23 protein-coding genes are annotated in these 26,919 nt (G+C 72.8%); 10 read left to right on the top strand and 13 right to left on the bottom strand.

What is annotated here, in order from left to right; genetic code table 11:
• Window positions 1–73: 73 nt before the first annotated feature.
• Complete coding sequence (locus AB0A63_RS19965; protein WP_360393188.1) at window positions 74–2,797, bottom strand: BTAD domain-containing putative transcriptional regulator; 2,724 nt, start codon at window positions 2,795–2,797, stop codon at window positions 74–76.
• Window positions 2,798–2,926: 129 nt separating this feature from the next.
• Between AB0A63_RS19965 and AB0A63_RS19960 the strand changes: the two genes are divergently transcribed.
• Window positions 2,927–6,412, top strand: a complete 3,486-nt coding sequence (locus AB0A63_RS19960) for a DEAD/DEAH box helicase (protein WP_360393185.1) — start codon at window positions 2,927–2,929, stop codon at window positions 6,410–6,412.
• A 3-nt stretch (window positions 6,413–6,415) separates the two neighbouring features.
• Here the strand turns inward: AB0A63_RS19960 and AB0A63_RS19955 are convergent, their stop codons facing one another.
• The 3 genes from AB0A63_RS19955 to AB0A63_RS19945 form a co-directional block, all read right to left on the bottom strand.
• Entirely contained in the window at window positions 6,416–7,204 is a 789-nt protein-coding gene (locus tag AB0A63_RS19955) for an MOSC N-terminal beta barrel domain-containing protein (RefSeq protein ID WP_360393182.1), read from the bottom strand.
• A 134-nt stretch (window positions 7,205–7,338) separates the two neighbouring features.
• Window positions 7,339–8,787 carry a hypothetical protein gene (locus tag AB0A63_RS19950; protein WP_360393179.1) on the bottom strand — a complete coding sequence of 483 codons (1,449 nt, stop codon included), beginning with the start codon at window positions 8,785–8,787 and terminating at the stop codon, window positions 7,339–7,341.
• A 129-nt stretch (window positions 8,788–8,916) separates the two neighbouring features.
• Window positions 8,917–9,543: a hypothetical protein gene (locus AB0A63_RS19945; RefSeq protein WP_360393176.1), complete on the bottom strand. Its 627-nt coding sequence runs from the start codon at window positions 9,541–9,543 to the stop codon at window positions 8,917–8,919.
• Between the two features lie 332 nt (window positions 9,544–9,875).
• Here AB0A63_RS19945 and AB0A63_RS19940 point away from each other — a divergent pair, with 332 nt between their 5' ends.
• Entirely contained in the window at window positions 9,876–10,664 is a 789-nt protein-coding gene (locus tag AB0A63_RS19940) for an HD domain-containing protein (RefSeq protein WP_360393173.1), read from the top strand.
• Window positions 10,665–10,666: 2 nt separating this feature from the next.
• Here the strand turns inward: AB0A63_RS19940 and AB0A63_RS19935 are convergent, their stop codons facing one another.
• Window positions 10,667–11,251, bottom strand: coding sequence for a helix-turn-helix domain-containing protein (locus AB0A63_RS19935; protein WP_360393170.1), 585 nt, complete (start codon window positions 11,249–11,251; stop codon window positions 10,667–10,669).
• Window positions 11,252–11,332: 81 nt separating this feature from the next.
• Here AB0A63_RS19935 and AB0A63_RS19930 point away from each other — a divergent pair, with 81 nt between their 5' ends.
• Window positions 11,333–12,193 carry an enoyl-CoA hydratase/isomerase family protein gene (locus tag AB0A63_RS19930; RefSeq protein WP_360393167.1) on the top strand — a complete coding sequence of 287 codons (861 nt, stop codon included), beginning with the start codon at window positions 11,333–11,335 and terminating at the stop codon, window positions 12,191–12,193.
• Between the two features lie 262 nt (window positions 12,194–12,455).
• Here the strand turns inward: AB0A63_RS19930 and AB0A63_RS19925 are convergent, their stop codons facing one another.
• Window positions 12,456–13,205 (bottom strand): SDR family oxidoreductase, encoded by a 750-nt coding sequence (locus AB0A63_RS19925; RefSeq protein ID WP_360393164.1) that lies wholly within the window; start codon window positions 13,203–13,205, stop codon window positions 12,456–12,458.
• Window positions 13,206–13,291: 86 nt separating this feature from the next.
• Here AB0A63_RS19925 and AB0A63_RS19920 point away from each other — a divergent pair, with 86 nt between their 5' ends.
• Complete coding sequence (locus AB0A63_RS19920) at window positions 13,292–13,882, top strand: TetR/AcrR family transcriptional regulator (protein WP_360393161.1); 591 nt, start codon at window positions 13,292–13,294, stop codon at window positions 13,880–13,882.
• A gap of 6 nt (window positions 13,883–13,888) precedes the next feature.
• On the opposite strand, the gene AB0A63_RS19915 is transcribed toward AB0A63_RS19920, so the two are convergent.
• From AB0A63_RS19915 to AB0A63_RS19905, 3 genes are all read right to left on the bottom strand, one after another.
• Window positions 13,889–14,560 (bottom strand): DUF4166 domain-containing protein, encoded by a 672-nt coding sequence (locus AB0A63_RS19915; protein ID WP_360393159.1) that lies wholly within the window; start codon window positions 14,558–14,560, stop codon window positions 13,889–13,891.
• The gene (locus AB0A63_RS19910) at window positions 14,557–15,267 is read right to left on the bottom strand and encodes a hypothetical protein (RefSeq protein ID WP_360393156.1); all 711 of its coding nucleotides are present in this window, start codon (window positions 15,265–15,267) and stop codon (window positions 14,557–14,559) included. The genes AB0A63_RS19915 and AB0A63_RS19910 overlap by 4 nt, the downstream gene beginning before the upstream one ends.
• Before the next feature lie 84 nt (window positions 15,268–15,351).
• Window positions 15,352–15,987: a TetR family transcriptional regulator gene (locus AB0A63_RS19905; protein ID WP_360393153.1), complete on the bottom strand. Its 636-nt coding sequence runs from the start codon at window positions 15,985–15,987 to the stop codon at window positions 15,352–15,354.
• 523 nt (window positions 15,988–16,510) lie between these two features.
• Between AB0A63_RS19905 and AB0A63_RS19900 the strand changes: the two genes are divergently transcribed.
• The 5 genes from AB0A63_RS19900 to AB0A63_RS19880 all read left to right on the top strand — a co-directional run bounded on the left by AB0A63_RS19900 (window position 16,511) and on the right by AB0A63_RS19880 (window position 20,511).
• The gene (locus AB0A63_RS19900) at window positions 16,511–16,714 is read left to right on the top strand and encodes a cold-shock protein (RefSeq protein ID WP_086661517.1); all 204 of its coding nucleotides are present in this window, start codon (window positions 16,511–16,513) and stop codon (window positions 16,712–16,714) included.
• Between the two features lie 291 nt (window positions 16,715–17,005).
• Window positions 17,006–17,233 (top strand): DUF2188 domain-containing protein, encoded by a 228-nt coding sequence (locus AB0A63_RS19895; RefSeq protein WP_360393150.1) that lies wholly within the window; start codon window positions 17,006–17,008, stop codon window positions 17,231–17,233.
• Window positions 17,234–17,566: 333 nt separating this feature from the next.
• Window positions 17,567–18,268, top strand: a complete 702-nt coding sequence (locus AB0A63_RS19890; protein WP_360393147.1) for a GAF and ANTAR domain-containing protein — start codon at window positions 17,567–17,569, stop codon at window positions 18,266–18,268.
• Window positions 18,269–18,336: 68 nt separating this feature from the next.
• Window positions 18,337–19,071: a GAF and ANTAR domain-containing protein gene (locus AB0A63_RS19885; protein WP_360393144.1), complete on the top strand. Its 735-nt coding sequence runs from the start codon at window positions 18,337–18,339 to the stop codon at window positions 19,069–19,071.
• A 153-nt stretch (window positions 19,072–19,224) separates the two neighbouring features.
• Window positions 19,225–20,511 carry a glycosyltransferase gene (locus AB0A63_RS19880; protein WP_360393141.1) on the top strand — a complete coding sequence of 429 codons (1,287 nt, stop codon included), beginning with the start codon at window positions 19,225–19,227 and terminating at the stop codon, window positions 20,509–20,511.
• Window positions 20,512–20,603: 92 nt separating this feature from the next.
• Here the strand turns inward: AB0A63_RS19880 and AB0A63_RS19875 are convergent, their stop codons facing one another.
• The 4 genes from AB0A63_RS19875 to tkt are packed head-to-tail and all read right to left on the bottom strand — an operon-like array spanning window position 20,604 to window position 26,059.
• Window positions 20,604–21,500 (bottom strand): SDR family NAD(P)-dependent oxidoreductase, encoded by an 897-nt coding sequence (locus AB0A63_RS19875; protein WP_360393138.1) that lies wholly within the window; start codon window positions 21,498–21,500, stop codon window positions 20,604–20,606.
• Window positions 21,497–22,693 carry a zinc-dependent alcohol dehydrogenase gene (locus AB0A63_RS19870; protein ID WP_360393738.1) on the bottom strand — a complete coding sequence of 399 codons (1,197 nt, stop codon included), beginning with the start codon at window positions 22,691–22,693 and terminating at the stop codon, window positions 21,497–21,499. Before AB0A63_RS19870 ends, AB0A63_RS19875 begins: the two co-directional genes overlap by 4 nt.
• Window positions 22,681–23,820, bottom strand: a complete 1,140-nt coding sequence (gene tal, locus AB0A63_RS19865; protein ID WP_360393135.1) for a transaldolase — start codon at window positions 23,818–23,820, stop codon at window positions 22,681–22,683. Before tal ends, AB0A63_RS19870 begins: the two co-directional genes overlap by 13 nt.
• 31 nt (window positions 23,821–23,851) lie before the next feature.
• The gene (gene tkt, locus AB0A63_RS19860; protein WP_360393132.1) at window positions 23,852–26,059 is read right to left on the bottom strand and encodes a transketolase; all 2,208 of its coding nucleotides are present in this window, start codon (window positions 26,057–26,059) and stop codon (window positions 23,852–23,854) included.
• A gap of 618 nt (window positions 26,060–26,677) precedes the next feature.
• On the opposite strand from tkt, the gene AB0A63_RS19855 reads away from it, so the two are divergent.
• A complete protein-coding gene (locus AB0A63_RS19855; RefSeq protein ID WP_360393129.1) occupies window positions 26,678–26,863 on the top strand; it encodes a hypothetical protein in 186 nt (61 codons plus the stop codon).
• Window positions 26,864–26,919 lie beyond the last annotated feature (56 nt).

Raw genomic sequence — 26,919 nt, 5'->3', positions numbered from 1 at the left:
CACTGGTGCCTGACTCCACACGGCACTGGTCGATCTTGCTCTGCCGCACCGCCGTGACCTGCGGTGTCGGGGTTCACGGAAGAACGCGCGCCAGTTTCTCGCGCACCGCGTGCGCCTCCGGGAGGTCCAGCGCGTCGAACAACGCCTCGGCCCGCTGCCACGCCTCCACCGCCTCCGCGGCATGGCCGGTGGCGGTCAGCGCGTCGCCCAGCTGGTCGGCCGTGACGGCCTCGCTGTAGGAGTCGCCCAGCTCGCGGAACAACGCGCAGGCGCGCCGGTGGTGCTTGACGGCGGCGGCGTGGTCGCCGCGTTGCTGCTGCACGAACCCGAGGGTGCGCCGGGTGTGCGCCTCGCAGTCGCGGTCGTGCACCTCGTCCTGCAACCGCAACGCGGCGAGGCTGTGCTCGACCGCGAGGTCGAGGTCGCCCAGCAGTGCGTGGAACCACCCGGCCGCGCTGAGGCTGAACGACTCCCACGCGCGGTCGCCGGTGGCGCGGAACAGGGTCAGCGCCCGCCGGGCGTGCTCCAGGGCCGCGGCGGGCTCGGCGCCGCGGGCGTGGGCGACGCTGAGCGAGAAGTGCGCGATGCCCGCGCCGGTGTCGTTGCCGACGGCGCGGAACGACGTCAGCGCCTCGGTGAGCTCCTCGACGGCGCGCGGCTGGTCGCCCGCGACGCTGGTGCCGCGGCCGAGCAGCAGCGACACCTCGGCCAGTGCCGTGCGGTCGCCCAGCCGGTGTGCGGCGGCGAGGGCGGTGCGCTGCGTGGCGACCCGGTCGTCCCACTGGCCGACGCGGGTCAGGAAGGTCGACAGCACCCAGGCCAGCTGCCAGGCGTGCACGTCCCAGCCGGACCGCGCGGCCAGAGCGGTGGCGGCGAGCAGCACCGGGCGTTCGGCGGTGAACCACTCGACCGCGTCGTCGTAGGAGTCGATCGGCAACGGCGTCACGCCGTCGCACGGCGGGGCCAGGTCGATCGGCGGCCAGTGCGGCGAAAGGTGACGCTCGGCCGCGAAACCCGTGTGCAGGTAGTGGTCGAGCACCCGGCTCAGCGCCTGCCGGGTCTCCTCCGGCGCGGCCTCGGCACGGGCGAAGGCGCGCAGCAGGTCGTGCGAGGCGAACCGGCCCGGCGCGGGCTCGTCCAGCACGTGCGCCCTGGTCAGCTCCGCGAGCAACGGCCGAACGACGCCGGGGTCGGCACCGGCGAGCGCGGCCGCGGCGGCCAGGTCGGCGTCCGGGCCGGGGTGGGCGCCGAGCAGGCGGAACAACCGGGCGGCAGCGGGCGAGAGTCGGTGGTAGGACCACGACAGCACGGCCCGCACGCTCGACGCCGGGTCCCCGGCGTCGAGCGCGTCGAGGCGGCTGCGTTCGTCGCGCAGCTCCGTCACCAGCACCCCCAACCCGAACGCGGGGTGCGCCAGCGCCCGTGCCGCGACGACGGACAGCGCGAGCGGCAGCCCGGCCGTGAGCCGGACGAGGTCGTGCACCGCGCCCGAGTCCGCGACCCGCGCCGCACCGAGCCGCTGGGTCAGCAGCGCGGCCGCCTCGTCGTCGGTGAGCACCGGCACCGTGACCGGCCGGGCCTGCTCGGCCACGACCAGTCCGGTCAGCCGGTTGCGGCTGGTCACCAGCACCAGGCAGGTGGTCCCGCCGGGCAGCAGCGGCCGGACCTGGTCCTCGTCGAGCGCGTTGTCGAGCACGACCAGCACCCGCCGTCCCGCGACCCGTTCCCGGAACAGCGCGCTGCGGGCGTCGAGGTCGTCGGGCATCCGCTCGGGCAGCACGCCCAGCGCGCCCAGGAACCCGCGCAGCACGACACCGGCCGCGGCGGGCGGCGCGGACGGGTCGAAGCCGCGCAGGTTCACGTGCAGCTGGCCGTCCGGGAACGCGTGCGCGTGGTCGTGCGCCCAGCGCAGGACCAGCGAGGTCTTCCCCACCCCGCCGGGCCCGCCGACGACGACCACCCCGCCGGCCACGCCGTCCAGCTCGGCGCGCTCCCCCTCCCGCCCGACGAACGCGGGCGGTGGCGCCGGCAGCTGGCGCGGCACCGCAGGCGGCGTGACCAGGGCGAGCGCGGCGTCGTCGGTGAGCATCTGCCGGTGCAGGCGCCGCAGCTCGGGACACGGGTCGACGCCCAGCTCCTCGGCGAGCCGCACGCGCAGGTCCTCGTAGCACCGCAACGCCTCCGCCGCCCGCCCGTCCCGGTACAGCGCGAGCAGCAACTGCCCGGTCAGCCGCTCGTCGTGCGGGCGCTCGGCGACCATCGCCATCAGCTCCGGTACCAGCGCGCTGTGCCCGCCCCGCCGCAACGCGATGTCCGTGCCGAGCAACCGGGCGGCGAACCGCTCGTCCGCGAGCACGGCGCGCTGCGCGGCGAACCAGGGCGTGTCGGCGCCGTCGAACGCTTCGCCGCGCCACAGCCCGAGCGCCTCCGCGAGCAGCCCTGCCGCCGCGTCGTCGGGCAGGTCGCGGGCCTGCCGCACGAGTGCGCGGAACCGGTGCACGTCGACGTGGTCCGGTGCGACGTCGAGCAGGTAGCCACCCGGCCGCCGCACGATCACCACGCCCGGCACGCGCCGCAGCCGGGCGACGTAGGTGTAGAGCGTGGCCCGCGCCCGGTGCGGCAGGTCGTCGTGCCACACCGCGTCGACGACCTGGTCGACCGGCACGACCTCGCCCGCCCCGACCAGCAGCACCGCGAGCACCTTGCGCTGCATCGCGGGGCCCAGGTCGAGCGGCCCGTCGCAGGACCGCGCCTCGATGGTTCCCAGCACGGCGAACCGGGTCCTGACACCGTTCACGCCGCCACCTTACCGAGGTGGTCACGGACCGTTACGACCGGACACGCTGCGCTGCCGTCCGCCGGTCCCCACCCCGGCGGGTCCGCTCGCTGTATCGTCGCGTTTTTCACCTCGTACAGGTACTGGTGCATGACTGACGCCGATGACCGCTCCGGCCGCGACACGTCCGTCGCCGGTGTTGCTCGCCGCCTCTGGGGCGTCGAGCCGGCACCCGCGATCCCGCGCTACGCGGAACCTGGCTGGCAGCCCTCGCCCCACCCGATCGACCGGCCGTGCCCGCGGTGCTCCGGCGAGCTGCACGGGCTGTACCGGGTGGCGGGCAACGTCGGCAAACCGCGGCTGCAGGCGGCGGTGGTGTGCCCGGGGTGCCCGGCGTCGTTCAAGCTGAGCGACCTGCACCTGGCGCAGCGCGCGGTGCTCGGCGAGCTGCGGCCGGAGGCGGTGGCCCGGCGGCTCGCCGACGACGAGCGGTTGTCGAAGCTGGCCGTCGAGCAGTGGACCAGGCCCGCACCGCCGGAGCCTCGGGCGGCACCGGTCGTGGAACGCCCTCGGCCCACCGAAAAGCCCGCCGAAGAACCCACCGGAAAACCCGCCGGGAAGCCCACCGGGAAGCGCGCGGAACCGGCACCGCAGCCGCCCGCGCCACCCGAACCAGCAGCGACAGAGCCGATCTCCCCGGAGCCGATCTCCCCGGAGCCGATCTCCCCGGAGCCGATCTCCCCTCCCCCGCGGCGCACGTCGACCACGGTCATCGCGGCGAAGATCCGCCGCATCCTCGCCGACGCCGACGGCGCGGAGGAGCGCAGCCACCCGGTCGCGGTGCCGCTGGCCCCGGCCGAGGACGTCACCGAGCACCGGATGCTGTTCTGGTGCAAGACGGTCGACCCGGACCTGACCGTGCCGCGGCTGCCGGAGGGCACCGACGTCCGCGTCGTGTTCCCGGACGCGGACGGGTTCGCGGACCTGCGCGCCCGGCTGAGCGCCGCCGGGGTCCCGTTCCGCGCGGTGCCGCACTGGGTCGAGGAGGAGTGGGTCAGCTCGGTCGACGAGGACGCGCTGGGGCCGTTGCGGGTGACGCCGTCGCTGACCGGGATGGCGGGCATGGTCGCCGAACCGACGGCGCCGCTCACCGACGCCGGTGCACGGGCGGCGCGGGACGCGTTCGAGCTGCTGTGGGACCTGCACGAGCCGGTCGACCGCGCCACCGAACCACGACCGGTGCCCGCGGCTGACCTGGTGCCGCGCGACTGGCTGCGGTTCCTGCCCTACTCGACGCTGAACCCCGCGCAGGCGCAGGCCTGCCCGTCCGTTGTGGACGGTGACGGGCACGTGGTGGTCACGGCGCCGACCGGTGCGGGCAAGACGGTGGTCGGGATGCTCGCGGTGCTGCGCAGCATCCTCGAAGAGGGGCGCAAGGCGGCGTGGCTGGTGCCGCAGCGGACGCTGACCGACGAGCTGGACCGCGAGCTGGAGACGTGGCGCGGGCAGGGGCTGCGCGTCGAACGGCTGTCCGGCGAGTACACCGTCGACGTCGAACGGGTGCGCGCCGCCGACCTGTGGGTGGCGACCACGGAGAAGTTCGAGGCGATCTGCCGGGCGTCGTCGTTGCAGACGGCGCTCGCCGAGGTCGGCTGCATGGTCGTGGACGAGATCCACCTGCTCGGCAGCGCGGGCCGCGGTGCGTTGCTGGAGGCGTTGCTCGCACGGGTGCGCGGGGCCGAGTCGCCGGTGCGGATCGTCGGGTTGTCGGCGACCGTGGCCAACGCCCAGGAGGTCGCGGACTGGCTGGAGGGCGACCTGGTCACCACGACCTGGCGGCCGTCGCGGCTCACCTGGCAGCTGCCGATGCTGCCCGCCACCTCCCGGCACGCCGAGGCGTCGCGGATGCGCGAGCAGGCGGTGGCGGAGCTCGTGCAGCGGCACACCGCCGACAAGGGCAGCGTGCTGGTGTTCTGCGGGTCGAAGCCGAAGGTCCGCTCGACCGCGCTGATGATCGCCGCCGAGCGCGGTGCGCCGGTGCACCTGGTGGGGCCCACCGACTTCGACAAGCTGGAGACGGTGTGCGCCGAGGTCGGGGTGCGGCTGCACTACGCCGACTGGGACGGCAAGCACGCGGCCGAGCAGGCGTTCCGGGCGCGCGAGGCCGACGTGCTGGTCGCCACTACCACGGTCGCCGCGGGCGTGAACCTGCCGGCCCGCGCGGTGGTCGTGCGCGACACGAAGATCGGCACCGACCCGATGGACACTGCCACGGTCATGCAGATGTTCGGCCGGGCCGGTCGCGTCGGCGCCGGCGAGACCGAGGGCTGGGCGTACCTCGTGACCGACGAGACCGAGCGCGCGGACTGGCAGCGGCGGCTCATGGCCGGGTACGCCGTCTACTCGCAGATCTACGACAGCCTGGCCGACCACGTGCTCGCCGAGGTGTTGCAGGGCCGCATCACCACGGTCGTCGAGGCCGAGGCGTGGTGGCGGCAGACGCTGGCCTTCGCCCAAGGCGACGAGGACGTCGAACCGGTGCACGACGCCGTGGCGTTCCTCGTCGAGAAGGACTACCTGGTGCAGCGCGGTACCACGCTGACGGTCACCGACCTCGGCCGACTGACCGCGCAGCTGATGGTCTCCACCTACACCGGCGCCCGGCTGCGGCAGGTGCTCGGCCTGCTGCCGGCACCGGAGGACGCCGACACGGCGGAGGAAGCGCTGACGTGCGTGCTCGGCGTGACCGTCCCCGAGCTGGCCGACGCACCGGTCGCCGAGGCCAACCGCCCGGCCGTGGCCACCGCGATCCGGGCCCGCGGCCGCACCTCGCGGATCACCGACACCACCGCCGTGCAGGGCCTGGGTTCGTCGGCGAACGTCCAGCGCGGTGACCTGGCGTGGGCGGCGCTGCTGCTCGTGGCCCGCTCACCCGAGCTGTTCGCGGGCCGCGGCCGCCGGGCCGTCGCGGGCATCCCGCTGGGCTCCCTGCACCCGGTGCTGGAGCAGGCACCGCGCTACCTCGCCTGGCTCGCGGCACAAGGACATCTGGGCACCGTGCACCCGTGGGTGGCGATCGTGTCGGCGGACCTGGACCGGCGGGTGCGGTGGCGTTCCTGCACTCCCGGCCGCGGCGCGGGCCGCCTGCTGTGGATGTGCGAGCAGATGGCGACCCGCGCGCACGCCAAGGAACTCGTGCCGGGCATGTGGCGCTCGGCGGTCAGCCGCGGTGTGCGCGCACCGGACTGGGCCCCCGGCCGGCCACCGGCGCACTGCCAGCTCGACCAGGCGTCCTACACCGCGTTGCTGCGCGAGCGGACCACGTCGGCGGTGCTGACGGTGAGCGCGCAAGGCGTTGCGGTCACCGGGATCGCGGGCGCGGCGGCGGTCGCGTGGACCGGCCGCAAGCGCACCGCGGTGACGATCACCAGGGCCACCACGGAGATCGGCTACCCGGTCGTGGACGAGGGCGACCCCGACCTGGGCGCCGCGTCCGGTGCCGCGGTGTTCACCCGCCGCGGTGACCACCGGGCCACGGGCTGGCTGGCGGAGTACGACCGGATCAGCCCTGCGGTCGAGGTCGACGACGAACCCGCGCCCAAACCGGCCCGGCGCGGGCTCGGCCGGGTGCGCTGAACGTCAGCGCCAGCCGGTGATCGTGACGTCGTCGCCGACGGCGATGGTGCCGGGCCGCAGCACGGCCGCCTTCAGGCCGAAGACGACGCCGTCGGGTCCACGGCGGTAGGTCGCGAGCGTGCGCAGCGGTTCCGGTCCGGCCCGCACGCCCTCGTCCTGGTCGACGAGCGTGACGGCGCACCGGACGGCCAGCTCGCCGAAGCCGAGCTCCGCGCCGCCGACGGCCATCCGCTCGGCCCTGTCCTCGGTGCAGGGCTCCGGCCAGCCGCTGACCACGACGTTGGGCCGGAACCGCTCCAGCGCCACCGGGTTCCCGCCGCGCTCGGCGATCCGGGCGTTCAGGTCGTCCGCTGAGGACAGTGAGAGGACGTGCACCGCGGTCGGGTCCGTGCCCGCGGCGGCCCGAGCGGCCCTGTCCGGCTCCCGCACCAGGCGGACCGGCTTGCCGACGACCTCGGACAGCCACGCGGCCGCCTCGTCGCCCTGGTCGATCCCGGTGTCGGGCCACTTCTCCACCGCCACCGGCCGGGTGGCGCCACCCGTCACGACGGTCAGCACCAACTCACCGGCGCCGGGTGCGCTGAGCTCCAGCTCCGCGCCCTCGCGCAGCACCCGGCCGCGGACCAGGGCCAGCCGCGGCAGCTCACCCTGCCACTGGGTCGACCCGTCCACCCCCACGACGGCGAACAGCCGATCGCCCGCCGGCCCGGCCGGGGTGAGCTCTGCCCGGTCCACGGCGACACCGGCGCACCCCTTGATCGGGTACAGCGTCAACGCGTGCACGTGTGCCATGTGCGCCAACGTACTCGGCCTCGGACACCGCTGAGTCGAATTCGATGAGAACGCTCTCACGGTTGGTGGAACTGCCCGGCGCACACAGCGGCGGGGCCGGCCTGAGCCGACCCCGCCTCGTGATCACCTGGTGGTCACGCCTTCACGGAGTGCTTCCCGTGCGCCCAGGACGTGGCGTCGCCGCCGTCGCCCGCGGGACCGGAGTGGCCACCGACCGTGGTGCTGTGGTTGGTCGCGGCACCGGTCGAACCCGTGGCACCGGTGTTCCCGGAGTCGCCCGAGCTGACCTCGGTCCAGGACTGGGTGCCGTGGTTCGTCCAGCCGTGCTTCCAGTCGTGGCCCTTCCACCCGTGGCACTTGTCGCCGTGGTGGCCGGGTTGTTCGTTCTTCATCACGGCCGTGTTGCCGCCGGTGGCACCGGAGCTCCCGGAGTCGCCCGAGTTGCCGGTGGTGGCGTTGTTCGAGCTGGTGGCGTTGCCACCGTCACCCGAGTTGCCGCCGTTGCCCGCGGTGGCCTTGGTGGAGCCGGACTTGCTGTGGTGGCCCCACTTGTCGCCGTGGTGGTTCCAGGACTTCTTCTGCTCGGTCACGGCCCACGCGTCGCCGCCGTCACCGGCCGGGCCGGAGTTGCCGCCCACGGTGTTGCTGTGGTTGGCAGCGTCACCGGTCGCACCGGTGGCACCCGTGTCGCCGGAGTCGCCCGACGTCACCGCGGTCCAGGACTTCGTGCCGTCCCGGGACCAGCCGTGGCCCCGCTCGGACCCGATCGTGCGGACGACCGCCGTGTTGCCACCGGTGGCACCGGAGTTGCCCGAGTTGCCCGAGTTGCCGGTGGTGGCGTTGTTCGAGCTGGTGGCGTTGCCACCGTCACCCGAGTTGCCGCCGTTACCCGCGGTGGCCTTGGTGGAGCCGGACTTGCTGTGGTGGCCCCACTTCTGACCCTCGGTGGCGTCGCCCCCGTTGCCCGCGGCACCGGAGTTGCCGCCCACGGTGTTGCTGTGATTGGAAGCGTCACCGGTCGAACCCGTGGCACCCGTGTCGCCGGAGTCGCCCGACGTCACGTTCGTGTGGCACTCCGCCAGCACGCAGAGCCCGTAGGCGCTGTTGCCGCCGGTGGCACCCGAGTTCCCGGAGTTGCCCGAGTTGCCGGACGTGGCGTTGTTCGAGCTGGTGGCGTTGCCGCCCTGACCCGAGTCACCACCGTTGCCGGCGGTCGCGGAGGTGTTCCGCGCACGACCCGTGGCGGTGGCGTCGTCCCCGTTGCCCGCGGCGCCGGACTTTCCGCCCACGGTGTTGCTGTGATTGGAAGCGTCACCGGTCGAACCCGTGGCACCGGTGTTCCCGGAGTCACCCGAGCTCACGTTCGTGTGGCACTCCGCCAGCACACAAAGCCCGTAGGCGCTGTTGCCGCCGGTGGCACCCGAGTTCCCGGAGTTGCCCGAGTTGCCGGACCGCGCGGTGTTCGAGCTGGTGGCGTTGCCGCCGTTGCCCGAGTCACCGCCGTTGCCGCCCTTGACGACCGAGCTCACGATGTCGTTCACCCCGCCCAGGAGACCGTGGTCACCCGTGTCGGCGCTGGCCATCGCTGTTCCGAACAGGAGGAATCCTCCCGAGAACGCTGCGGCCACGAGACCGCGTCGCACAGAGCTGTGCATGTCGAACCTTCCCGTCAATCAAGCTGGTGATCTGGTCGGCTTGGTCGGCGGGACTGCTCAGCTGGGATGATTTCGGCCGTAGTAATAGCACCACGACCCGTGGAACTGCTGTTTTCCACTCGCCATCGGCGACGCGTTGTCCGGGTGCACTCCCGAAAGAGCCGGGAGGTCCGAGACGGCGGTGCCCGTCGATCCGCTCGACGACGCCGATCCCGTCGTGCCGGGCAAAGCGAGCGGCACAGCGGGCGACTGCCCTTCCGGCGACTGGACCGGCAATTGGACCGGCGTCTGGACCGGCGTCTGGGCCGGTGGCGCCACGTCAGGCGCGGAGGTCTGCTCGGCCTTCGCCGGCACGACCTGCTGGGGCAGCGCCACCGCGGGCGCCTCGGGAACAACGGCCGGCACCACGGGTGCGACCACCTCCGGCGGGGCCGATGGCAGTGGCACCAGCGGTTCCACGACCTGCGGAGGTGGATCGTCCCGCACCACGCCCACCACGGGGGCGAGCACCGGCGCGGTCACGGGCCGCAGCGGCTCCAGCACCGGGTCCAGGGTCTGCGCCGCGGTGTCGACCACGGGTGTCAGCAGCGGTGCGGTCACCTGGGCGATCGGCGCCACCACCTCGGCCACCGGGGACACGAGCGCGTCCAGCAAGCCCGAGTCGTTCTCGTCGGCATTCGCCACTCCCGCCGAGAGCAAGCCGAATCCCAAGAGGAACCCGGCCACTCCCAGAGTTCGCCGCAGCGTTGTGGAACATGTTGATTTCATGCGTATCACCCCCTTTCGCTGAATCAGCACCTGTCATCGAGGCATTCGGTGCCCCACGGGTGCCGGTTCACTCGAAAGTGGAAGTTTTTCTTTTGCTCCAGGTCAGCGATCTGAATTAGTTTGAAACACGCATTTCCCACTACTTTGCGACACCGTTCGAGGCCGATGGGTCAACGCGGAGTGAGAGCGCGGCGGAGCGGCCGACTGGATCATCGGCGATCAGCGGTCCGTGGGTTACGGTGGTCGGCGTGCTGACGACCACGTCGCCTGCGACCGGGCATCAGGTGGCCGAGCGAATCAGGCGGCTGGAGGCGCGGCTGGTCCGCGACCACGACGAGGTGCCACCGAGCCTGGTGCACGAGTGGGTCGAACGCGCCATCGCCCGCTTCGGCGGCGCGCGCGTGCGCGACTACGTCCCGCTGCTGGTGGAGCGCTCGGTGCGGGCCTCCGCGCAGGGCTTCTCCTCCGGCTCACCGGAGCTGCCGGGCACGTGGCTGTCGGCCTGGGCCCGCAACACCGCCCGCCGCCTGCTCGCCACCGAACTCCCCCGCCGCTGGTCGCACACCGCCGGCGTGGCCCGCCGCGCCGAGCAGGTGGCCCGCGTCCTGCCCGCCGGCCAGCGGGACCTGCTGGTGGCGGCCGCCTGGGTGCACGACATCGGCTACGCCTCCGAGCTGGCCGACACGGGCCTGCACCCGGTCGACGGCGCCCGCTACCTGCGCCGCGCCGGGATGTCCCCGCTGCTGTGCGGTCTCGTCGCTCACCACTCCGGTGCCGCCGCCGTCGCCGAGCTGACCGGTCTGGCCGGCGCCTTGGCGGAGTTCCCCGACGAACGCGGCCGGCTGCGCGACGCGCTCTGGTACGCCGACATGTCCACCTGCCCCGACGGCCACGCGATCACGGTCGAGGCCCGGCTCGCGGAGATCCGCCGGCGTCGTGGCCCCGACGACCCGGTGGTGCGCGCGCTCGCGCTCAACGGCGAGGAGCGGCTGGCCGCGGTGCGCCGCATCCACCGGCTGCTGCGCCGGGCGAGCTGACCTCAGCCGCGCCCGGCCTCCGGCCACCGGAAGATCCCCGCTGTCGCCATCACCACCCGCCGCCGCGCCTTCTCCTCGTCGTCCCCGAACCGGTCGATGGCCCAGGACAGCGCCAGCACCAGCTCGAACACCTCGTCGGCGCTGATCTCCCCCGCCACCTGCCCTGCCTCCTCGGCCGCGTCCAGCAGCACCCCGACCCGTTCCACCAGCGGCGCGTTCGCGGAGTGCAACGCCGAGCTGTCGTCGTCGTGCGCGGTCGCGAGGCACACCGGCAGGTCGTGCCAGATCCGCAGTCCCCAGCCCACCCGCACCAGCCACTCGGCCAGTGCCTCGGCCGGAGGCAGTGCACGGGACAGCTCGTCGGCCTCGGCCAGCGCACGGGCGTAGAAGCCCTCGATGACGGCGGCCACCAGGTCGTCGCGGGTGGGGAAGTTCCGGTAGAGGGTGGCGTTGCCGACGCCGGCGCGCAACGCGATCGCGTCGAGCGAGGCGAGCACTCCCTCCGCCTCGAACGTCTCCCGCGCGGCGACCAGGATCGCGTCGCGGTTGCGCTGGGCGTCAGCGCGAAGAGGGCGTGTTCCAGCCAACGCAACTCCTCCTCGACAAAGTGGGGAGTGTCCCCACATACTCGTATCCGGGGAAGCTCCCCACTTATCGCAGGAGTGTAGATGACCTACGACGACCTGACCGGGCTGCGGATCTCCGTGGCCGACGGCATCGCCACCGCCACGCTCGACCACCCGCCGCTGAACCTGATGGACGGTGTGCTGGTGCCGTCGTTGCGCGGCTTCGTCAACCGGGTGCGCCACGACACCGGCGTGCGCGTCGTGGTGTTCGACAGCGCGGACCCGGAGTTCTTCAGCGCACACGGCGACATGGCCTACCTGACCGACCCAGCGGCGTTGCCCGCCGCCACCGCCGCCGCGATCGCCGCCGCGCCGGACGTGCCCGTCCCGGACGGCATGAACATCCTCCAGGCCGTTGCCGACGAGGTGCGCGGGCTGCCGCAGGTGACCATCGGCAAGATCGCCGGCTTCGCCCGTGGCGCGGGCAACGAGTTCCTGATGGCGCTCGACCTGCGCTTCGCGGCCATCGGCCGGTCCGGTCAGGCGCAGCCGGAAGCCGTCATGGACATCCTCCCCGGCGGCGGTGGCACCGTGCTGATGACCCGGCTGCTCGGCCGGGAACGCGCGCTGGAGGTGCTGCTCGGGACCGACCTGGTCGACGCCGAGCTGGCCGAGCGGTACGGCCTGGTCAACCGGGCGCTGCCCGCCGACGAGATCGACGCGTTCGTCGACCGGCTGGCCCGCCGGATCGCCCGCCTGCGCCCCGAGGTCGTCGCCGCGATCAAGGCCACCGTCGAGACCATCGCGCCGAAGATCCCCCACGAGGCCTACGCCGTGGAGAACGCCGCCCTGTACTCGCTGTTCACCGAGGACATGGTCGCGTCCGCCCACCGCCAGCTCGCCGCCGGCGTGCAGACCCGCGAGGGGGAACGCGACCTCGAAGGTCTCCTCGACGGGCTCTGACCGGCACGGCGACGCCGGTGACGTGGGCGGTGCGGATCGGCAGGAGGTGGGCGCGGTGAAGCGGACGCCCCAGCCGCCCGCCCGGAGGGTCCGGGAGCACGGGTGGCTGGTTCCGGAGGAACGAGATGTCCCGCACGGACAAGACGAAACCGGCGTGGGTGCGGCACCGCGAGCACGGCGGCCGGCCCTGCACGACCACCGGAGCGGCCCCTGCGACCTGCCGCCACTGCCCCGGGGAGGACACCGGCACCCGGTGCCGCGGTCACACCTGGACGTAGCCGCCGTCCACGAACAGCTCCGCCCCGTTGACGAAGCTCGCGGCGTCCGAGGCGAGGAAGAGCGCGGCCGCGGCGATCTCGTCCGGGTCGGCGACCCGGCCCAGCGGCACGGCGCTCGCGAGCTCGTCGAGGAACCCGGACCGCTGGTCCTCCGCCACCAGGCCGACCAGGCCCGGCGTCTCGGTCGGGCCGGGGCTGAGCACGTTGACGCGGAAGCCGCGCGTCTTCGCGTCGCGCGCCCAGCTGCGGACGAGGTTGCGCACCGCGGCCTTCGAGGCGCCGTAGACCTCCAGCCCCGGGTCCGGCCGGAGCGAGCTGGTCGAGCCCGTGACGATCACCGACGCACCGGGCGACAGCAGCGGCAGCGCCTTCTGCAGTCCGAAGATGACACCCTTGACGTTGCCGGCGAACGTGCTGTCGAACTGCTCCTCGGTGATCTCCTCCAACGGCGCCATCACGCCACCGCCCGCGTTGGCGGCGAGCACGTCGATCCGCCCCGCCTTCTCGCGCACGACGGCGTAGAGGGCGTCTAGGTCGGCGAGCTTCCCGACGTCGGCCCGCACGGGCACGACCGCGTCACCCAGCTCGGCCGCGACCGCGTCGAGCTGCTCCTGCCTGCGGCCGGTGACGAAGACCCGTGCGCCTTCGGCGACGAACCTGCGCGTGATGGCCAACCCGATCCCGCTGTTGCCGCCGGTCACCACGGCCACCTTGTCGGCGAGCACACCGGACATGAAGCACCACTCCCTAGTTCTTGACTGGTTCGTCCATAACGTAGGCACTTATGGACGATTCAGTCAAGAACTGGGTACGATGAGGCATGCCACGTCCGCGGAAGTTCGACGAGTCAGCCGTCCTGGCCGCCGCACGCGACCAGTTCTGGTCGGCCGGGTACGCCGGCACCACGATGGACGCCGTCGCCGCGGCCACCGACCTGGGCAAGGGCAGCCTGTACGGCGCCTTCGGCGGCAAGCAGGAGCTGTTCCACCGCGTGTTCGACGACTACTGCGCGCAGGCGGAGGACGGGGTCCGCCGCGAGCTGACCGGCCCCGACGAGGAGGCCTTCGCGCGACTGACCGCCCACGTGCACGGCATCGCGGCCTCCGTCGCCGCGGACACCGCGCACCGCGGGTGCCTGCTCGCCAAGGGCACCGCCGAACTGGCCGAGCACGACCCGGTCGTCGCGGCCCGCGCGCTGCGGACGTTCGACGAGCTCGAACGCCTCCTGGTCGCCGACATCGAGGCGTGTCAGCGCCACGGCGACCTCTCCCCCGGCGCCGACCCGCACCGGCTGGCCGCGCTCGTGCTCACGGTGTTGCGCGGCATGGAGGCCCTGGGCAAGGCGGGCAAGGACGCGCGCTTCCTGGAGGCGGTCGCGGAGAGCGCGCTCGCCGCGCTCCCGCGACCCTGAGCGCCGTCAGACCCTGGCCTGCTCCCGGACCGGCCTGACGGCGTCCGGCACGCGCCCGCCTTCGGGATAGGCGCAGGTGAAGGTGCCGCGGTAGCCGAAGAGCGGCCCGAACCGGTGGTTGGTCACCTCGACGTCGATGCGGAACCGGCCGAGGTCCTCGTCGTAGGACTCGCGGACCGTCGCGGCGCCGGTCACCAGGCCGGGGACGCGGAAGTGGAGCGGGCCCTCGTGGAAGCGCTGCTCACCGCTGCGGATCAGCAGCCCGCCGCGGTCGTCCACGGACAGGTCGAGGTCGACCGAGACGTGCTGGTGGGTGCCCAGGTAGTCCACGACACGGCCGCGTTCGGGGCTGTAGATCATCGTGGCGTCCCACCGCCGGGGCCGCTCGAAGGCGAAGGTGCGGACGAACGTCATCGTCTCCCGGCCCAGCGAGTCGCGGTAGGGGTAGTTCTCGATGGTGAAGGGGACGTCGCTGCCGTGGCCGGGGAGCAGGATGTGGCGCTTGGCCCCGAGCCACAGGAACGGCCGGGTGAAGCCGCGCCCGTGCCACACCCGGTCCATCGTGCCGGTGCCGACGCAGGCGATGCCGTCGTCGCTGGTGAAGCCGAACCGGCGTTGCAGCTGCGGGTGCAGGCGGTCGAAGTCGGCGCCGAGGGCGCGCTGGAAGATCGACGTCACGGGTGCTCCAAGGTCAGCAGGGTCGAGGGCGCCGTCGACGACCGGCGGTCCGGCGGCGTGCGCCGGCACCTCCTGGCGGCCGGGGTGGACGGCAGCGGCGGGGCCAGCAGGGCGGCGAGGGTGAGGGCCGCGGCGAGCACGGCGGGCCCGGACAGCCAGGCCACGGCGCAGACACCGGCCCTCGTGCCCGCGTCCAGCAGCGCCCACCGCAACGACACCTCGGGCCGGACGCCGCGTTCGAGCCACAGCCGGAGCCGGTCGAACGACCAGGCCGTCCCCCACCCCATCAGCAGGCGGAACGGGCGGTCGGCCAGCGCTCCCAGCCGCCCCCAGCCGGGCCGGTAGTCGTAGCCGGTGAGGAACCGGACCCCCGCGGCGGTCGGCACGTACCGCCAGTACCCCGACCCGGCGCGGATCGGGGACAGCGGGTGCGCCGAGCTGAACCGCAGCGCCGACGTCCGCGAGCCGTCGGCCTTGACCCGCTCACCGACGCTGACCCCGGTCCCGTCCACCTCCAGACCGGGCAGGACGCGGACCGAGTACCGGAAGCGCTGCTCCGCGTCCTGGTCCGCCTTCGGCAGGTGGTCGATCGTGGTGAACCGCAGGTCCCACCGCTGGTGCTGGTGCGGGTCCTGGGTCCGCAGCCACACGTCGTCGAGGTCGGCCCTGATCACCGTCTCCACGTAGAGCGTCCGCCGCCGCGCCATGGCACCCCCTCCTGTTTGAGCAGTTGCTCAAACAGGAGGGTAGCCGGATTTGAGCAGATGCTCAAACAGGGCGTTGAGCTGGGGCTACTTCGCCTTCCCGGCCGTCTTGCGGAGTTTGGAGCGCAGCGCGCGCACCGCGATCGGCCCGAGGTCGTCCACCACCTCGATGAGCACGGCCAGCCGGTCGAGGGCGTCCATGGCCGCCTTCGACCCGTCCGGGTCGACGCCCTCGTACAGCTCCAGCCCGATGAACCCGGCGCTCACCGCACGGGCGAGACCCGCCGTGTCGATCAGGTCGGAGACCGGGGAGCCGGCCAGCGACCGGGTCAGCGCCCGCTCGATCGGGTTGATCCACAACCGCAGGGACGCCGCAGTGGCCTCGGCGAGCCGGGGGTCGGCCTGGGCGCCGGCCAGCAGCTGGGCGAGCACCATGACGTTGCCCTGCGCCCGTTCCTCGGCGTGCAGCGCGCGGCCCAGCTCCAGGAGCCGGCGCAGGTCGGTGATCTGCTCGAGCCGCTCGGCGAACAGCTCGACCCGCGCCTGCGTGGCGGCCAGGCACGCGGCCTGGAGCAGGTCGTGGACGGTGCCGAAGTGGTAGAAGACCAGCGCCTGGTTGACCCCGGCGGTGGCCGCGATGCTGCGCGCCGTGGTGCCGGTCAAACCGTGCGTGCGAATGGTCTCGATCGCGCCGTCGATCAGGCGTTGTCGGGTGTCGGCCACGGCATCACCGTAGAGGCCCGCGCCGGGCGCCCGAGGTGAGACGGCCCTCGACTGGACGCACACCGGACGCGCCGGTACCGGTGGGTGCTCCACGGCCTCACAGGGCGCACCGACCGGCGGATCACCGACGAGCCGTTCCTGTCACCACGCCCCGCCGAACACCACGTCGCCCGCGCGATGCAGAAGCGGGACGTCGGGTCCCGCGCTGCCGCCTCGGTGCGGCGGCGGTGTCGAACTCGGTCCTCGTGACCCTCGACCTGAGGTCACCACCGGCCCCAGCGGCTCCAGTCGGCGAGGGCGTACGACACGACCACGACCTGCGGACTTGATCGAATTCGGCCGGGCGTTCGCGCCAACCGGAGATCATGGTGTAGGGTGGTCCCCATCAGTCATGGTTACGAAGTAGAACTCGCCCGTGATCAGTATCACGGGCTTTTTGCTGTTTCAGCGTTTCCGCAGGCCGTGGCGGATGATCCCCAGGCACCCGCGACAGTGCGGATGCCAACTCATCACAGGAGTGCACATGGCTACCGGAACCGTGAAGTGGTTCAACGCCGAAAAGGGCTTCGGCTTCATCGAGCAGGACGGCGGCGGCGCCGACGTGTTCGTCCACTACTCGAACATCGCCGCGCAGGGCTACCGGGAGCTCCAGGAGGGCCAGAAGGTCTCCTTCGAGGTCACTCAGGGTCAGAAGGGCCCGCAGGCGGACAACGTCGTTCCCGCCTAGTTCTGCGTCGGCTGCCGGTCCGCTCGTCGGACTGAGCTGGTCACACCGAAGCCCGGCCTGGGTCCACCGATCCCGGCCGGGCTTTGACGTGCGCGGTGGCCGCTCGCCGGCTCCGGTGCCACCACCCGCCGCGCCGAGCCGGACCGAGCGTCGTGCGCTGGTCGAGCAGGCCACCGACTTCGCGTACTCCTCGTTCACCGCCGGCACGGCTGATCACGCCGATGGAGCGCGAGTGGTGTGCCGCTCGACGTCCGGGGTACTCGACCGAGCGACCCCGACGGGAGAGAGCCCATGCGTGGCGACATCGAGACCTACTTCGAAGACGGCCGGTGGAAGAACAAGGTCCAGGGCAACGACCAGGTCTCCAGCACACACCTCACCAAGCAGGACGCGGCCGCGAACGGTCGTGAGATGGCGATCGTGCACGCGGTGGACCACATCGTCCGGGGCCGCGACGGGGTGATCAGCGAGCACGACGTCTACCCCCGCGGCCGCGACCCCCACACCTTTCCCCGCTGATGCCGCTGTCGGTGTTCTCGCACCGGGAGTGCGAGAACACGGCACGACCTGGTCGGCGGGTGAGGAACGGCGGGGTGGCGACCGCGGAGCCTGCCCGGCGACGCGCCCGCAAGCCGCCGGCGAGACCGTACTGCGCGCCGCGGGCATGCGCGCAGTACGGAGAAGAAGTTAAACCTGATGCGGTCACGCAAGGCGTGGGCCCAGACCTCGCTACGTCCACGAGCGACTGGAATCAGTCGACGTGGTGGAGGAATGCTGTGCCAGCCGTGGACGACCGGCCGTTGTTCGGCGGTGTGAGCGAAGGTGCGCGCACCTGATGGGCCGCATCGGTCGGTGAGCGACGCACGAGCGGCGGTGATGGCCGCGCTTCGGGACAGCGGGAGCGGGCTCGACACCATGGCGCGCGTGATCCGCGCGTGCGTGGACGTGCTGCCGGTCGACGGCGCCTCGATCTCGGTGATGAGCAGCCCGCGGGAACGTGAGACGTTGTACGCCAGCGACGAGATCGCGACGAAGATCGAGGACGTCCAGTTCACCCTGGGCGAGGGCCCGTGCTTCGAGGCGTTAGCGAGCCGCAAACCCGTGCTGGTTCCCGACCTGCCCCGTGCGTCGGTCCTGGAGTGGCCGGTGTTCGCGGCTGCCATCGCCACGCTGCCCATCGGCGCGATCTTCGCGTTCCCGCTGCAGGCGGGGGCGATCGGCATCGGCGCGCTCGACCTCTACCGCAGGCAGCCCGGCTGGCTTTCGGCTGACGAGCTCACCATGGCGCTGGAGGTGGTCGACGTCGTGACCGCGGTGCTGCTCGGTCTGCTCCTGAGCGAGGTCGACGACACCACCGGCCTCCGCAGCGTCATGGCACCCGGTCGCGAACAGGTCCACCAGGCGACCGGCATGCTCATCGCCGCCCTCGGCGTCCCCGCGGAGGAGGCGCTGTCCCGGTTGCGGGGCTACGCCTTCGCGAGGGGCAGGTCGCTGGACGAGATCGCCAGGGACATCACGAGCCGCAAGCTGTCACCGCTGGAGCTCGCCACATGACCACGTACGACACAGCACTCCCGTCCTGGGCGGCACCCACCGCAGGAAGACCAAGACAGGAGCTGGTGATGAGCGATAACGCACTGTCCACGACAGAGCGGGAGTCGCGGTTGCTCAGGGCGCTCGTCCAGCTGGCGGACACGCTCGTCGACGACTACGACGTGGTGGACGTGCTGCACCGGCTGGTCGAGCACTGCGTCCACCTGCTGGATGCGACGGCGGCCGGGTTGATGCTGTCCGACCAGCACGGCGGCCTGCGGGTGGTGGCCTACTCGTCGGCCCAGACCCACATGCTCGAGCTGTTCCAGCTCCAGGCGAGCGAGGGCCCGTGCATGGACTGCGTGCACAGCGGTGAGGCTGTGCTGGTCGCGGACCTGACGACGGAGGTGCGGCGGTGGCCCCGGTTCGCACCGCGCGCCGTCGAGGAGGGTTTCGCCTCCGTGCACGCGGTGCCGATGAGGTTGCGCCGCGAGACCGGGCTGCTCAACGACGAGGACCTGCTGGTCGTGCGCGCGCTGGCGGACACGGCGACGATCGGGATCTTGCAGGAGCGCGCGATCCGGCGCGGTGAGGTCGTCACCGAGCAGCTGCAGACGGCGTTGAACAGCCGGGTCGTCATAGAGCAGGCCAAGGGGGTGCTGGCGTTCGCCGGGGATATTGAGATGGAGCAGGCGTTCCACACACTGCGCAGCTATGCGCGCAACGGCGGTCGCCGCCTGGCCGACGTGGCCAGGGAGCTCGTCGTCGGAGAGCTGCGGCCCGAGGACCTGCTCTCGGTGCGGCGTCGTCCTTCCGACGTGTGATTCCGACTCACGTCGCCCGCACGCCGACCGCGGGCTGCGCTCACCGCGTCACCGCGTGTGGGACCCACCGGGTCCGGGTAGTCTGATTTCGCTGGTAACAAGGAACAACCGCCCGGACCCGCGGTCTCATCACCTCGTCGTGAGGAGAACGCCGTGGGCGTCAGCACCGAGTCGATCGCGTTCACGCGCAAGAGGATCGCGCTCGTGTCCCAGCAAGCCAGTCCGCTGACCGATCCGGGTGCGACCGGTTCCGGGAGCCAGAGCCGCCACGTGGCGGGGCTCGCCGCCGCCCTGGCCGCGCTCGGCCACAGGGTCGTCGTCTACACGCGGCGCGACCACCCGCACCTTCCGCAGCACGTGCAGACCCCGCAGGGCTACGAGGTCGTGCACGTGCCGGCCGGGCCGGCCGCGGCGCTGGACGCGGAGGAGGTCCTCGGCCACGCGGGCGACTTCGTCGAGTTCCTCGAACGCGCCTGGACCTCGCAGCGCCCCGACGTCGTCCACGCCCACGGCTGGCAGTCCGGCATCGCGGCCGTGCTGAGCGCGCGGAGGAGCCTGGTGCCCGTCGTGCAGACGTACCACTCGCTGGGCCCGGCGCAACCGCAGGACCGCTGTGCGACGGACCGCGACTCCACCAAACGCCGCACCGTGGAGCGGCTCGTCGGTCACGAGGCCACCCGTGTCGTCGCGACCTCGTCCGCGGAGGCGCGGGCCGTGCTGGGGATGGGCGTGGACCGGTCGAAGCTCGTCGTGGTGCCCACCGGCGTCGATCTCGACCTGTTCGCGGCAGGACAGGGGACCACCGACCGGAATCCTCCGCGCAGGATCGTCTCGGTGGGCAGGCTCTTGCCGCACAAGGGGTTCGACGACCTGATCCGCATCCTGTCCACTGTGGACAACACAGAGCTGGTGATCGCCGGCGGGGGCGCGCAGGGCGACGTCCGCGGTGACGCGGAGAGCAGGCGGCTGCTCGCGCTGGCCCGTTCGACGGGTGTCGGCGACCGCGTCGTGTTCGCGGGCCACGTGCCCTACGCGCAGCTGCCCGTGCTGCTGCGGTCCGCTGACGTCGTGGTGTGCACGCCGAGGCACCAGTCGTCCAGTGGCGTGGCGCTGGAGGCGATGGCCTGTGGCACTCCTGTTCTCGCCACCCCGGTCGGCGGTCTGGTCGACCTCGTGGTGGACGGGCTGACCGGGGTGCTGGTCCCGCGCGACCGGCCGGAGGCGACCGCCAAGGCGTTGAGGGCCCTGCTTGCCGACGGCACGTACCGCGATCTGCTCAGCGTCGCAGGACACGACAGGGCACAGGCGCGGTACTCGTGGCAGCGGGTCGCCTCCGACCTGGTGCGCACCTACTCCACGGCGGTGAACGCCCGCAGTGCCGGTACCTCGGTGGTCGGGTCGCGGTCCTCCCGCGCGCGGACGGGGTCGACACCGAGGTGAGCGCGGCGGCTCCCCCCGCCGCCGCCCCGGACTACCGATACGCCGGACGCCACCGCCCCCGACCACCACCGCACGTCACGGGGGCACCGCCGTCACCACCGGCGCCGCCTGGCCGGCCAACGCCCGTACGCCCTCTCCCGTGCCGCGACCGGCTCGAACACGTTGCCGGAGGTGGGTGAGACCGTCTCCCTCGTCAGTGCCGCGAGGCGGAACAGCGGCCCGACGAGCCGGTCGTAGAGCTCCGGCAGGCAGCGGAACGCCGAGACGATCAACGGGTTCGCCGGGCCGACCGGCACGGAGACGTGCCGGCGCGGCCGGTCGGCCAGGCGCACGATCGCGGCGGCGACGCGATCCGGGCTCAGCACCGGGACCGGTGGGCGTGCCGCACGTCCGCCGTAGTTGGCGGCCTGGTCGTACACCGGGGTGTTGACGCTGCCGGGGCTGACGATGCACACGTGCACGCCTCGTTCGTCGCGGGTTTCCTGTTGGAGGGTGCGCAGCAGCGCGCGCTGGCCCCACTTGGCCGCGGTGTAGGCGCCCATCCGCGGAACGGTGATCGAGCCGAGCAGTGAGTTCACCCCGATGAACACCCCCGTGCGCTGACGCCGCAGGACCGGCAGGACCGCTTGGGCGAGGTGGAGCGTGCCGTGGACCGCGGTGTCGACGACCGAGGTGAACACGGCCGCGGGCATCGACTCGACGGGTCCGTAGGCCATCACCGTGGCGGTGTGCACGACGACGTCGATGCGGCCGTGCAGCTCCAGCGCCTTCGTGACGATCCGGTCGGCGGCGGCGGGATCTCCGACGTCGTCGACGACGACGTCCACCGCGGCCACGCCCACCGCGCGGCAGGCCTTCTCCGCGGCGTCGAGCGCCTCTCCGCTGCGGGAGACCAGCACGACGTCGTCCCCGCGGAAGGCGAACGCCGTCGCCGCGGCGAGCCCGATCCCGCTGCTGGCCCCGACCACGAGCACGACGCGCCCCGTCACGGGTTCAGCACCACCTTCACGCAGCCGTCGCTCTTGGCGCGGAACACCTCGTACCCGTGCGCGGCGTCGGCGAGCGGGAGGCGGTGCGTGGTCAGGTCCAGGGTGCCGAGCGGATCGGCCGGGTCGAGCACGAACGGCAGGATGTCGTCGGTCCAGCGGCGCACGTGGGCCTGTCCCATGCGCAGCTGGATACCGCGGTCGAACATCTCCATCATCGGCATCGCGTCGAGCTCTCCACCGTACACACCGGACACCGACACCGTGCCGCCGCGCCGCACGCCCTTCAGAGCGGTGTGCAGGGCGTCGAGCCGGTCGACGGCCAGCTTGTCGACCACCTTCTGCGCCAGCGCGTCGGGGAGCAGTCCCGCGGCCTTCTGCGCCAGGGCGACGGCACCCCCGCCGTGCGCCTCCATGCCGACGGCGTCGATGGTGGCGTCCGGACCGCGGCCGTCCACCATCTCGACCAGCGCGGCGGCGAGCTCGTCGGAGCCGCCGAACTCGTCGAAGTCGACGGGTTCCGCGCCGTGCCGTTCGGCCAGCGCGAGACGTTCGGGCACCCGGTCCACGCCGATCACACGGCCGGCGCCGAGCAGCCGCGCGATCCGGACGGCGAACTGCCCGACCGGGCCGAGGCCGAGCACGGCGACGGTGCCGCCCGGTGGCACGTCGGCGTACCGCACCGCCTGCCACGCGGTCGGCAGGATGTCGGACAGGAACAGGAACTGCTCGTCGGGCGTGCCGTCCGGAACGACGATCGGCCCGAACTGGGCCTGCGGCACCCGCAGGTACTCGGCCTGGCCGCCGGGCACCGAACCGTAGAGCGAGGTGTAGCCGAACAGGCTCGCGCCCTTGCCCTCGCCGCGCACCTGCGTCGTCTCGCACTGCGCGAACAGGTCGCGCTCGCACATCCAGCAGTGCCCGCACGAGATGTTGAACGGCACCACGACCCGGTCGCCCACTTTGAGGTGGCCGGCCGCCTCGGCGCCCACCTCCTCGACGACGCCCATCGCCTCGTGGCCGAGCACGTCACCCGGTTTCAGGTAGGGCCCCAGCACCCCGTACAGGTGCAGGTCCGATCCGCAGATGGCGGTCGAGGTGACCCGGACGACCGCGTCGGTCGGTTCCTCGATGCGCGGGTCCGGCACGTCGACGACCTCGACGTTCTCATTGCCTTGCCATGTCAGCGCTTTGATGACATCTCCTCGGTCAGGTCACGGCCGAGCTGACCGCGGACGGTGTCCGCGAGCTCGTCCCAGCTGTCGGTGAACTTGCGGACCCCCTGGCGTTCCAGCTCGTCGGTGACCTCGCGGTAGTCGATCCCGAGCCGGCCGATCTCGCTGAGCACGTCGCGGGCGGGGCCGTAGAGCTCCCCCGGCACGAGAGGTGGTACCGAGCCGTGGTCGGCAAAGGCTTCCAGGGTGGGCCCGGGCATGGTGTTGACGGTGCCCGGGATGGCCAGTTCGGACACGTACATCGTGTCCGGGTAGGCGGGGTCCTTCACCCCCGTGGAGGCCCACAGGGGCCGTTGTGGCCGGGCTCCCGCCTCGGCCAGGTGGCGCCAGCGCTGCGTGGTCAGGCTCGACACGTGGATCTCGTGGGCGAGGCGGGCGTTGGCGATCGCCGCCTTTCCCTTGGCCGCGAGCGCGCGGTCGGTGCCGATGGCGTCGAGGCGCGCGTCGATCTCGGTGTCCACGCGGGAGATGAAGAACGAGGCCACCGAGTGGATGCCGGCCAGGTCGTGCCCGTTGAGCCGGGCCGCCTCCAGACCGGTGACGTGGGCGTCGACCACCTCGCGGTAGCGGTCCAGGGAGAAGATGAGCGTGACGTTGACGCTGATGCCCTCACTGATGACCGCGGTGATCGCGTCCAGTCCGGCGGTGGTGGCCGGGATCTTGATGAGCAGGTTCGGCTCGTCCACCACCGACCAGAGCAGACGGGCGCGGTCGACGGTGGCCTGCGGGTCGTGGGCGAGGCCGGGGTCGACCTCCAGCGACACCCTGCCGTCGACACCGCCCGTGCGGTCGTACACCGGGCGCAGGACCTGACAGGCCGCCCGGACGTCGTCGGTCGTGATGGCGAAGACCGTGTCCTCGACGCTCGCCTCTGCCTCCGCGAGGCGCCTGAGCTGCGGTGTGTAGCGCTCGCCGCGTGCCAGCGCGGAGGCGAAGATCGTCGGGTTGGTGGTGATGCCGACGACCCCGCGGTCCGCGACCAGCGCCTTCAGGCGGCCGTCGGAGAGGAGCTCGCGGGACAGGTCGTCGAGCCAGATGGACACGCCTGCGGCGGCGAGTTCGGTGAGCGGGTCGTGGCCCGTGGCCATGATGCCTCCGTGGTCGGGAAATCCTGGTGGTTCAGGCGGGGCGGTCGCCGGTGCCGCCGGTGGTGGGCGCGGTGCTGCGCTGCACACCTCCCGGGCGGACCGACGTGACCGCGTCGTGCAGGCAGTCGTGCGCGGCCTCCGCGACCGCAGTGGCGGTGACGCCGAACTCCTCGTAGAGGCGGCGGTGGTCGGCGGAGGCGCCGAAGTGTTCGAGCGACACCATCCGGCCGGCGTCGCCGACGACGTCGCGCCAGCCCTGGGCGACCGCGGCCTCGACGCTCACGCGGGCCCGCACGCCCGGCGGGAGCACTTCGTCCCGGTAGGACGGTTCCTGCGCGGCGAACCACTCGAGGCAGGGCATCAAGACCACGCGGGCCTCGACGCCGTCCTCTGCGAGCAACGCGCGGGCGTCGAGGGCGATCTGCACCTCGGACCCGGTCGCGACCAGGACCACGTCCGGCTCTCCTGGTCCGGCGAGGACGTATCCGCCCCGCGCGGCGCCCTCCGCCGGGGCCAGGCCGCCGGGACCGCGGTCGAGCACGGCGACGTCCTGCCGCGTCAGGACCAGACCGGCGGGACGGTCCCGGTTCTCCAGAATCCGCCGCCAGCACACCGCTGTCTCGTTGGCGTCGGCCGGGCGCACGACGTCCAGACCGGGGATCGCGCGCAACGCGGCGAGGTGCTCGACCGGCTGGTGCGTGGGTCCGTCCTCCCCCAGCCCGATCGAGTCGTGGGTCCACACGTGGGTGACGGGCAGCTGCATGAGGGCGGCCAGCCGGATCGCGGGCCGCTGGTAGTCGCTGAAGACCAGGAACGTACCGCCGTACGGGCGGGTCAGGCTCTGCAACGCGATGCCGTTGAGCGCGGCGGCCATGGCGTGTTCGCGGATGCCGAAGTGCAGGGTGCGCCCGTAGGGACCGCCTTGCCACTTCGTGGTCTGCTTGCCCATCGGGACGAACGACGGTTCGCCGTCCATCGTGGTGTTGTTGCTCCCGGCCAGATCGGCCGATCCACCCCACAGCTCCGGCAGCACGGGAGCCAGTGCCGAGAGGACCTTGCCCGACGCCGTGCGGGTCGCCATCCCCTTCGGGTCGGCGGGGAAGACCGGCAGGGCGTCGGTCCAGCCGTCCGGAAGCCGCTGATCGCGCAACCGGTCCAGCAGCGCCGCGCGGTCCGGGTTCGCGGTGCGCCAGCGCGCGTAGCCGGCTTCCCAGCGCTCGTGGGCGGCCGCACCGCGGTCCAGCACCGCACGGGCGTGCGCGAGCACCTCGTCCTCCACCGCGAAGCTGCGCTCCGGGTCGAAGCCGAGCAGGGTCTTGACGGCGGCGACCTCCTCGGCGCCGAGCGCGGACCCGTGCGCCTTGCCGGTGTTCTGCAGGGTGGGCGCGGGCCAGCCGATGACGGTGCGCAGCACGATCAGGGACGGACGGCCGGTGTCCGCCTTCGCCGCCTCGACCGCGGCGAGCACCGCGTCCACGTCCTCGACGTAGCGGCCGGTGCTGGTCCAGTCGACGGACTGGACGTGCCAGCCGCAGGCGGCGAAGCGGGCGGCCACGTCCTCGCTGAAGGAGACGTCGGTGTCGTCCTCGATGGAGATGTGGTTCGCGTCGTAGAACGCGACGAGGTTGCCGAGCTCCTGATGCCCCGCGAGCGAGGAGGCCTCGGCGGTGACCCCCTCCATCAGGTCGCCGTCGGAGGCCAGGACGTACACGTGGTGGTCGAACGGGCTCTGCCCCGGCGCGGCGTCCGGGTCGAGCAGTCCGCGTTCGCGGCGAGCAGCGAGCGCCATGCCCACCGCGCAGGCGAACCCCTGGCCCAGTGGTCCGGTGGTGATCTCCACACCGCGGGTGTGGCGGTACTCCGGGTGGCCGGGCGTGGCGGAGTTCCAGGTGCGCAACGAGGCCAGGTCGGTCAGTTCCAGCCCGTAGCCGCTCAGGTAGAGCTGCGCGTACAGCGTCAGGCTCGTGTGGCCGCAGGACAGGACGAACCGGTCGCGGCCGAGCCACTGGTCGTCGGCGGGATCGTGCCGCATCACCTGCTGGAACAGCAGGTAGGCCAACGGTGCGAGGCTCATCGCGGTGCCGGGGTGGCCGTTCCCCGCCTGTTGGACGGCATCGGCGGCCAGCACGCGGACGGTGTCCACGGCACGGACGTCCGCGTCGGTCCAGCCCGCGGCCTGCGCGACCGGCAGCGGCAGGGACGGGTCGCGGTGAAGTGGTGCGGTGGCCGTGCGTGTCATCTGTCGAGGCCTTCCCGGAGCTCGGTGCGTCCACGTGCTGGATCAACGAAGTCGCGGGTCCGGGCGGCTGTTGAAGCTTCCCCACGCGAATAGCCGCAATCGGGCCGCCGAAACTCGCCGTGCACCTCGGTGTCGCCGATGTGGTGGAACCGGCGGACCGGGTGACTGCGGGACCTGAGCCGGTCGCTCGTCCACGGGGACGCGCGCAGCACTGTCGCGACCGCCTCGGGCACACCGGTGGCTCCGCGCAGGTTCCGCTTGACCGCCTCGGCGCACCTCGGCGGTTCGGGGACGGCGCCGGTCCGCGAAGCCGCCTGCCCCGCCCGGTGCGCCGGGCGGGTGTTGCGGGTGACGTGCCAGGGCGGCAGAGCACCGGAGCTGGTCCTGGTGCTGCCGGGTCTCGGCGGCAGGTGGCGGTGCACGGGGCACCGGGCGAGGGCCACGTCCCGGTGCCCTGTGCCGCCGCCGACGTCGTTCCGGCGCGACCGGCGCGTCCCGGTCAGGGGCGTAGAGTGAGTGGTCCGAGGGGACCTCGCGCATCGGCGTCCGAGCCAGGTGCCCCCTCCGGAGTGTCAGCGACCCCGCCCGGCTGGTCCGGACGGAGGCGGGAGCACCGGGATGATCTCGGGCCCGACCAGCACCAGTCCCAGCACCGAACTGACCGCGCCACGCGGGCTGCGGGTGACGAGGAAGCCGGACGCCCTGTCCGGCGGCCGGTTCCCCGGCGGCTGGCGACCTCTCGCCACCGACCCCGCCACCACCGTTCCGGCGCTGAACCCGCCGACCTGGTGCACGCGGCCGTGACCCGGCTCGTCTGACCTCCGCACCGCCTCACTCCTGAACAGACACCGCCCCGCCCC

The sequence above is a fragment of the Lentzea sp. NPDC042327 genome (assembly GCF_040647275.1).
In the GTDB taxonomy this organism is placed as follows: domain Bacteria; phylum Actinomycetota; class Actinomycetes; order Mycobacteriales; family Pseudonocardiaceae; genus Lentzea.
This window is presented reverse-complemented; position numbering and strand designations above follow the sequence as displayed.

Excerpts from the sequence above, each read along its gene's own strand:
- AB0A63_RS19960 (WP_360393185.1), top strand. The coding sequence starts at position 2,927 with ATGACTGACGCCGATGACCGCTCCGGCCGCGACACGTCCGTCGCCGGT.
- AB0A63_RS19955 (WP_360393182.1), bottom strand. The coding sequence starts at position 7,204 with ATGGCACACGTGCACGCGTTGACGCTGTACCCGATCAAGGGGTGCGCC.
- AB0A63_RS19950 (WP_360393179.1), bottom strand. The coding sequence starts at position 8,787 with ATGGCCAGCGCCGACACGGGTGACCACGGTCTCCTGGGCGGGGTGAAC.
- AB0A63_RS19930 (WP_360393167.1), top strand. The coding sequence starts at position 11,333 with ATGACCTACGACGACCTGACCGGGCTGCGGATCTCCGTGGCCGACGGC.
- AB0A63_RS19925 (WP_360393164.1), bottom strand. The coding sequence starts at position 13,205 with ATGTCCGGTGTGCTCGCCGACAAGGTGGCCGTGGTGACCGGCGGCAAC.
- AB0A63_RS19920 (WP_360393161.1), top strand. The coding sequence starts at position 13,292 with ATGCCACGTCCGCGGAAGTTCGACGAGTCAGCCGTCCTGGCCGCCGCA.
- AB0A63_RS19910 (WP_360393156.1), bottom strand. The coding sequence starts at position 15,267 with ATGGCGCGGCGGCGGACGCTCTACGTGGAGACGGTGATCAGGGCCGAC.
- AB0A63_RS19900 (WP_086661517.1), top strand. The coding sequence starts at position 16,511 with ATGGCTACCGGAACCGTGAAGTGGTTCAACGCCGAAAAGGGCTTCGGC.
- AB0A63_RS19895 (WP_360393150.1), top strand. The coding sequence starts at position 17,006 with ATGCGTGGCGACATCGAGACCTACTTCGAAGACGGCCGGTGGAAGAAC.
- AB0A63_RS19885 (WP_360393144.1), top strand. The coding sequence starts at position 18,337 with ATGAGCGATAACGCACTGTCCACGACAGAGCGGGAGTCGCGGTTGCTC.
- tal (WP_360393135.1), bottom strand. The coding sequence starts at position 23,820 with ATGGCCACGGGCCACGACCCGCTCACCGAACTCGCCGCCGCAGGCGTG.
- tkt (WP_360393132.1), bottom strand. The coding sequence starts at position 26,059 with ATGACACGCACGGCCACCGCACCACTTCACCGCGACCCGTCCCTGCCG.
- AB0A63_RS19855 (WP_360393129.1), top strand. The coding sequence starts at position 26,678 with ATGATCTCGGGCCCGACCAGCACCAGTCCCAGCACCGAACTGACCGCG.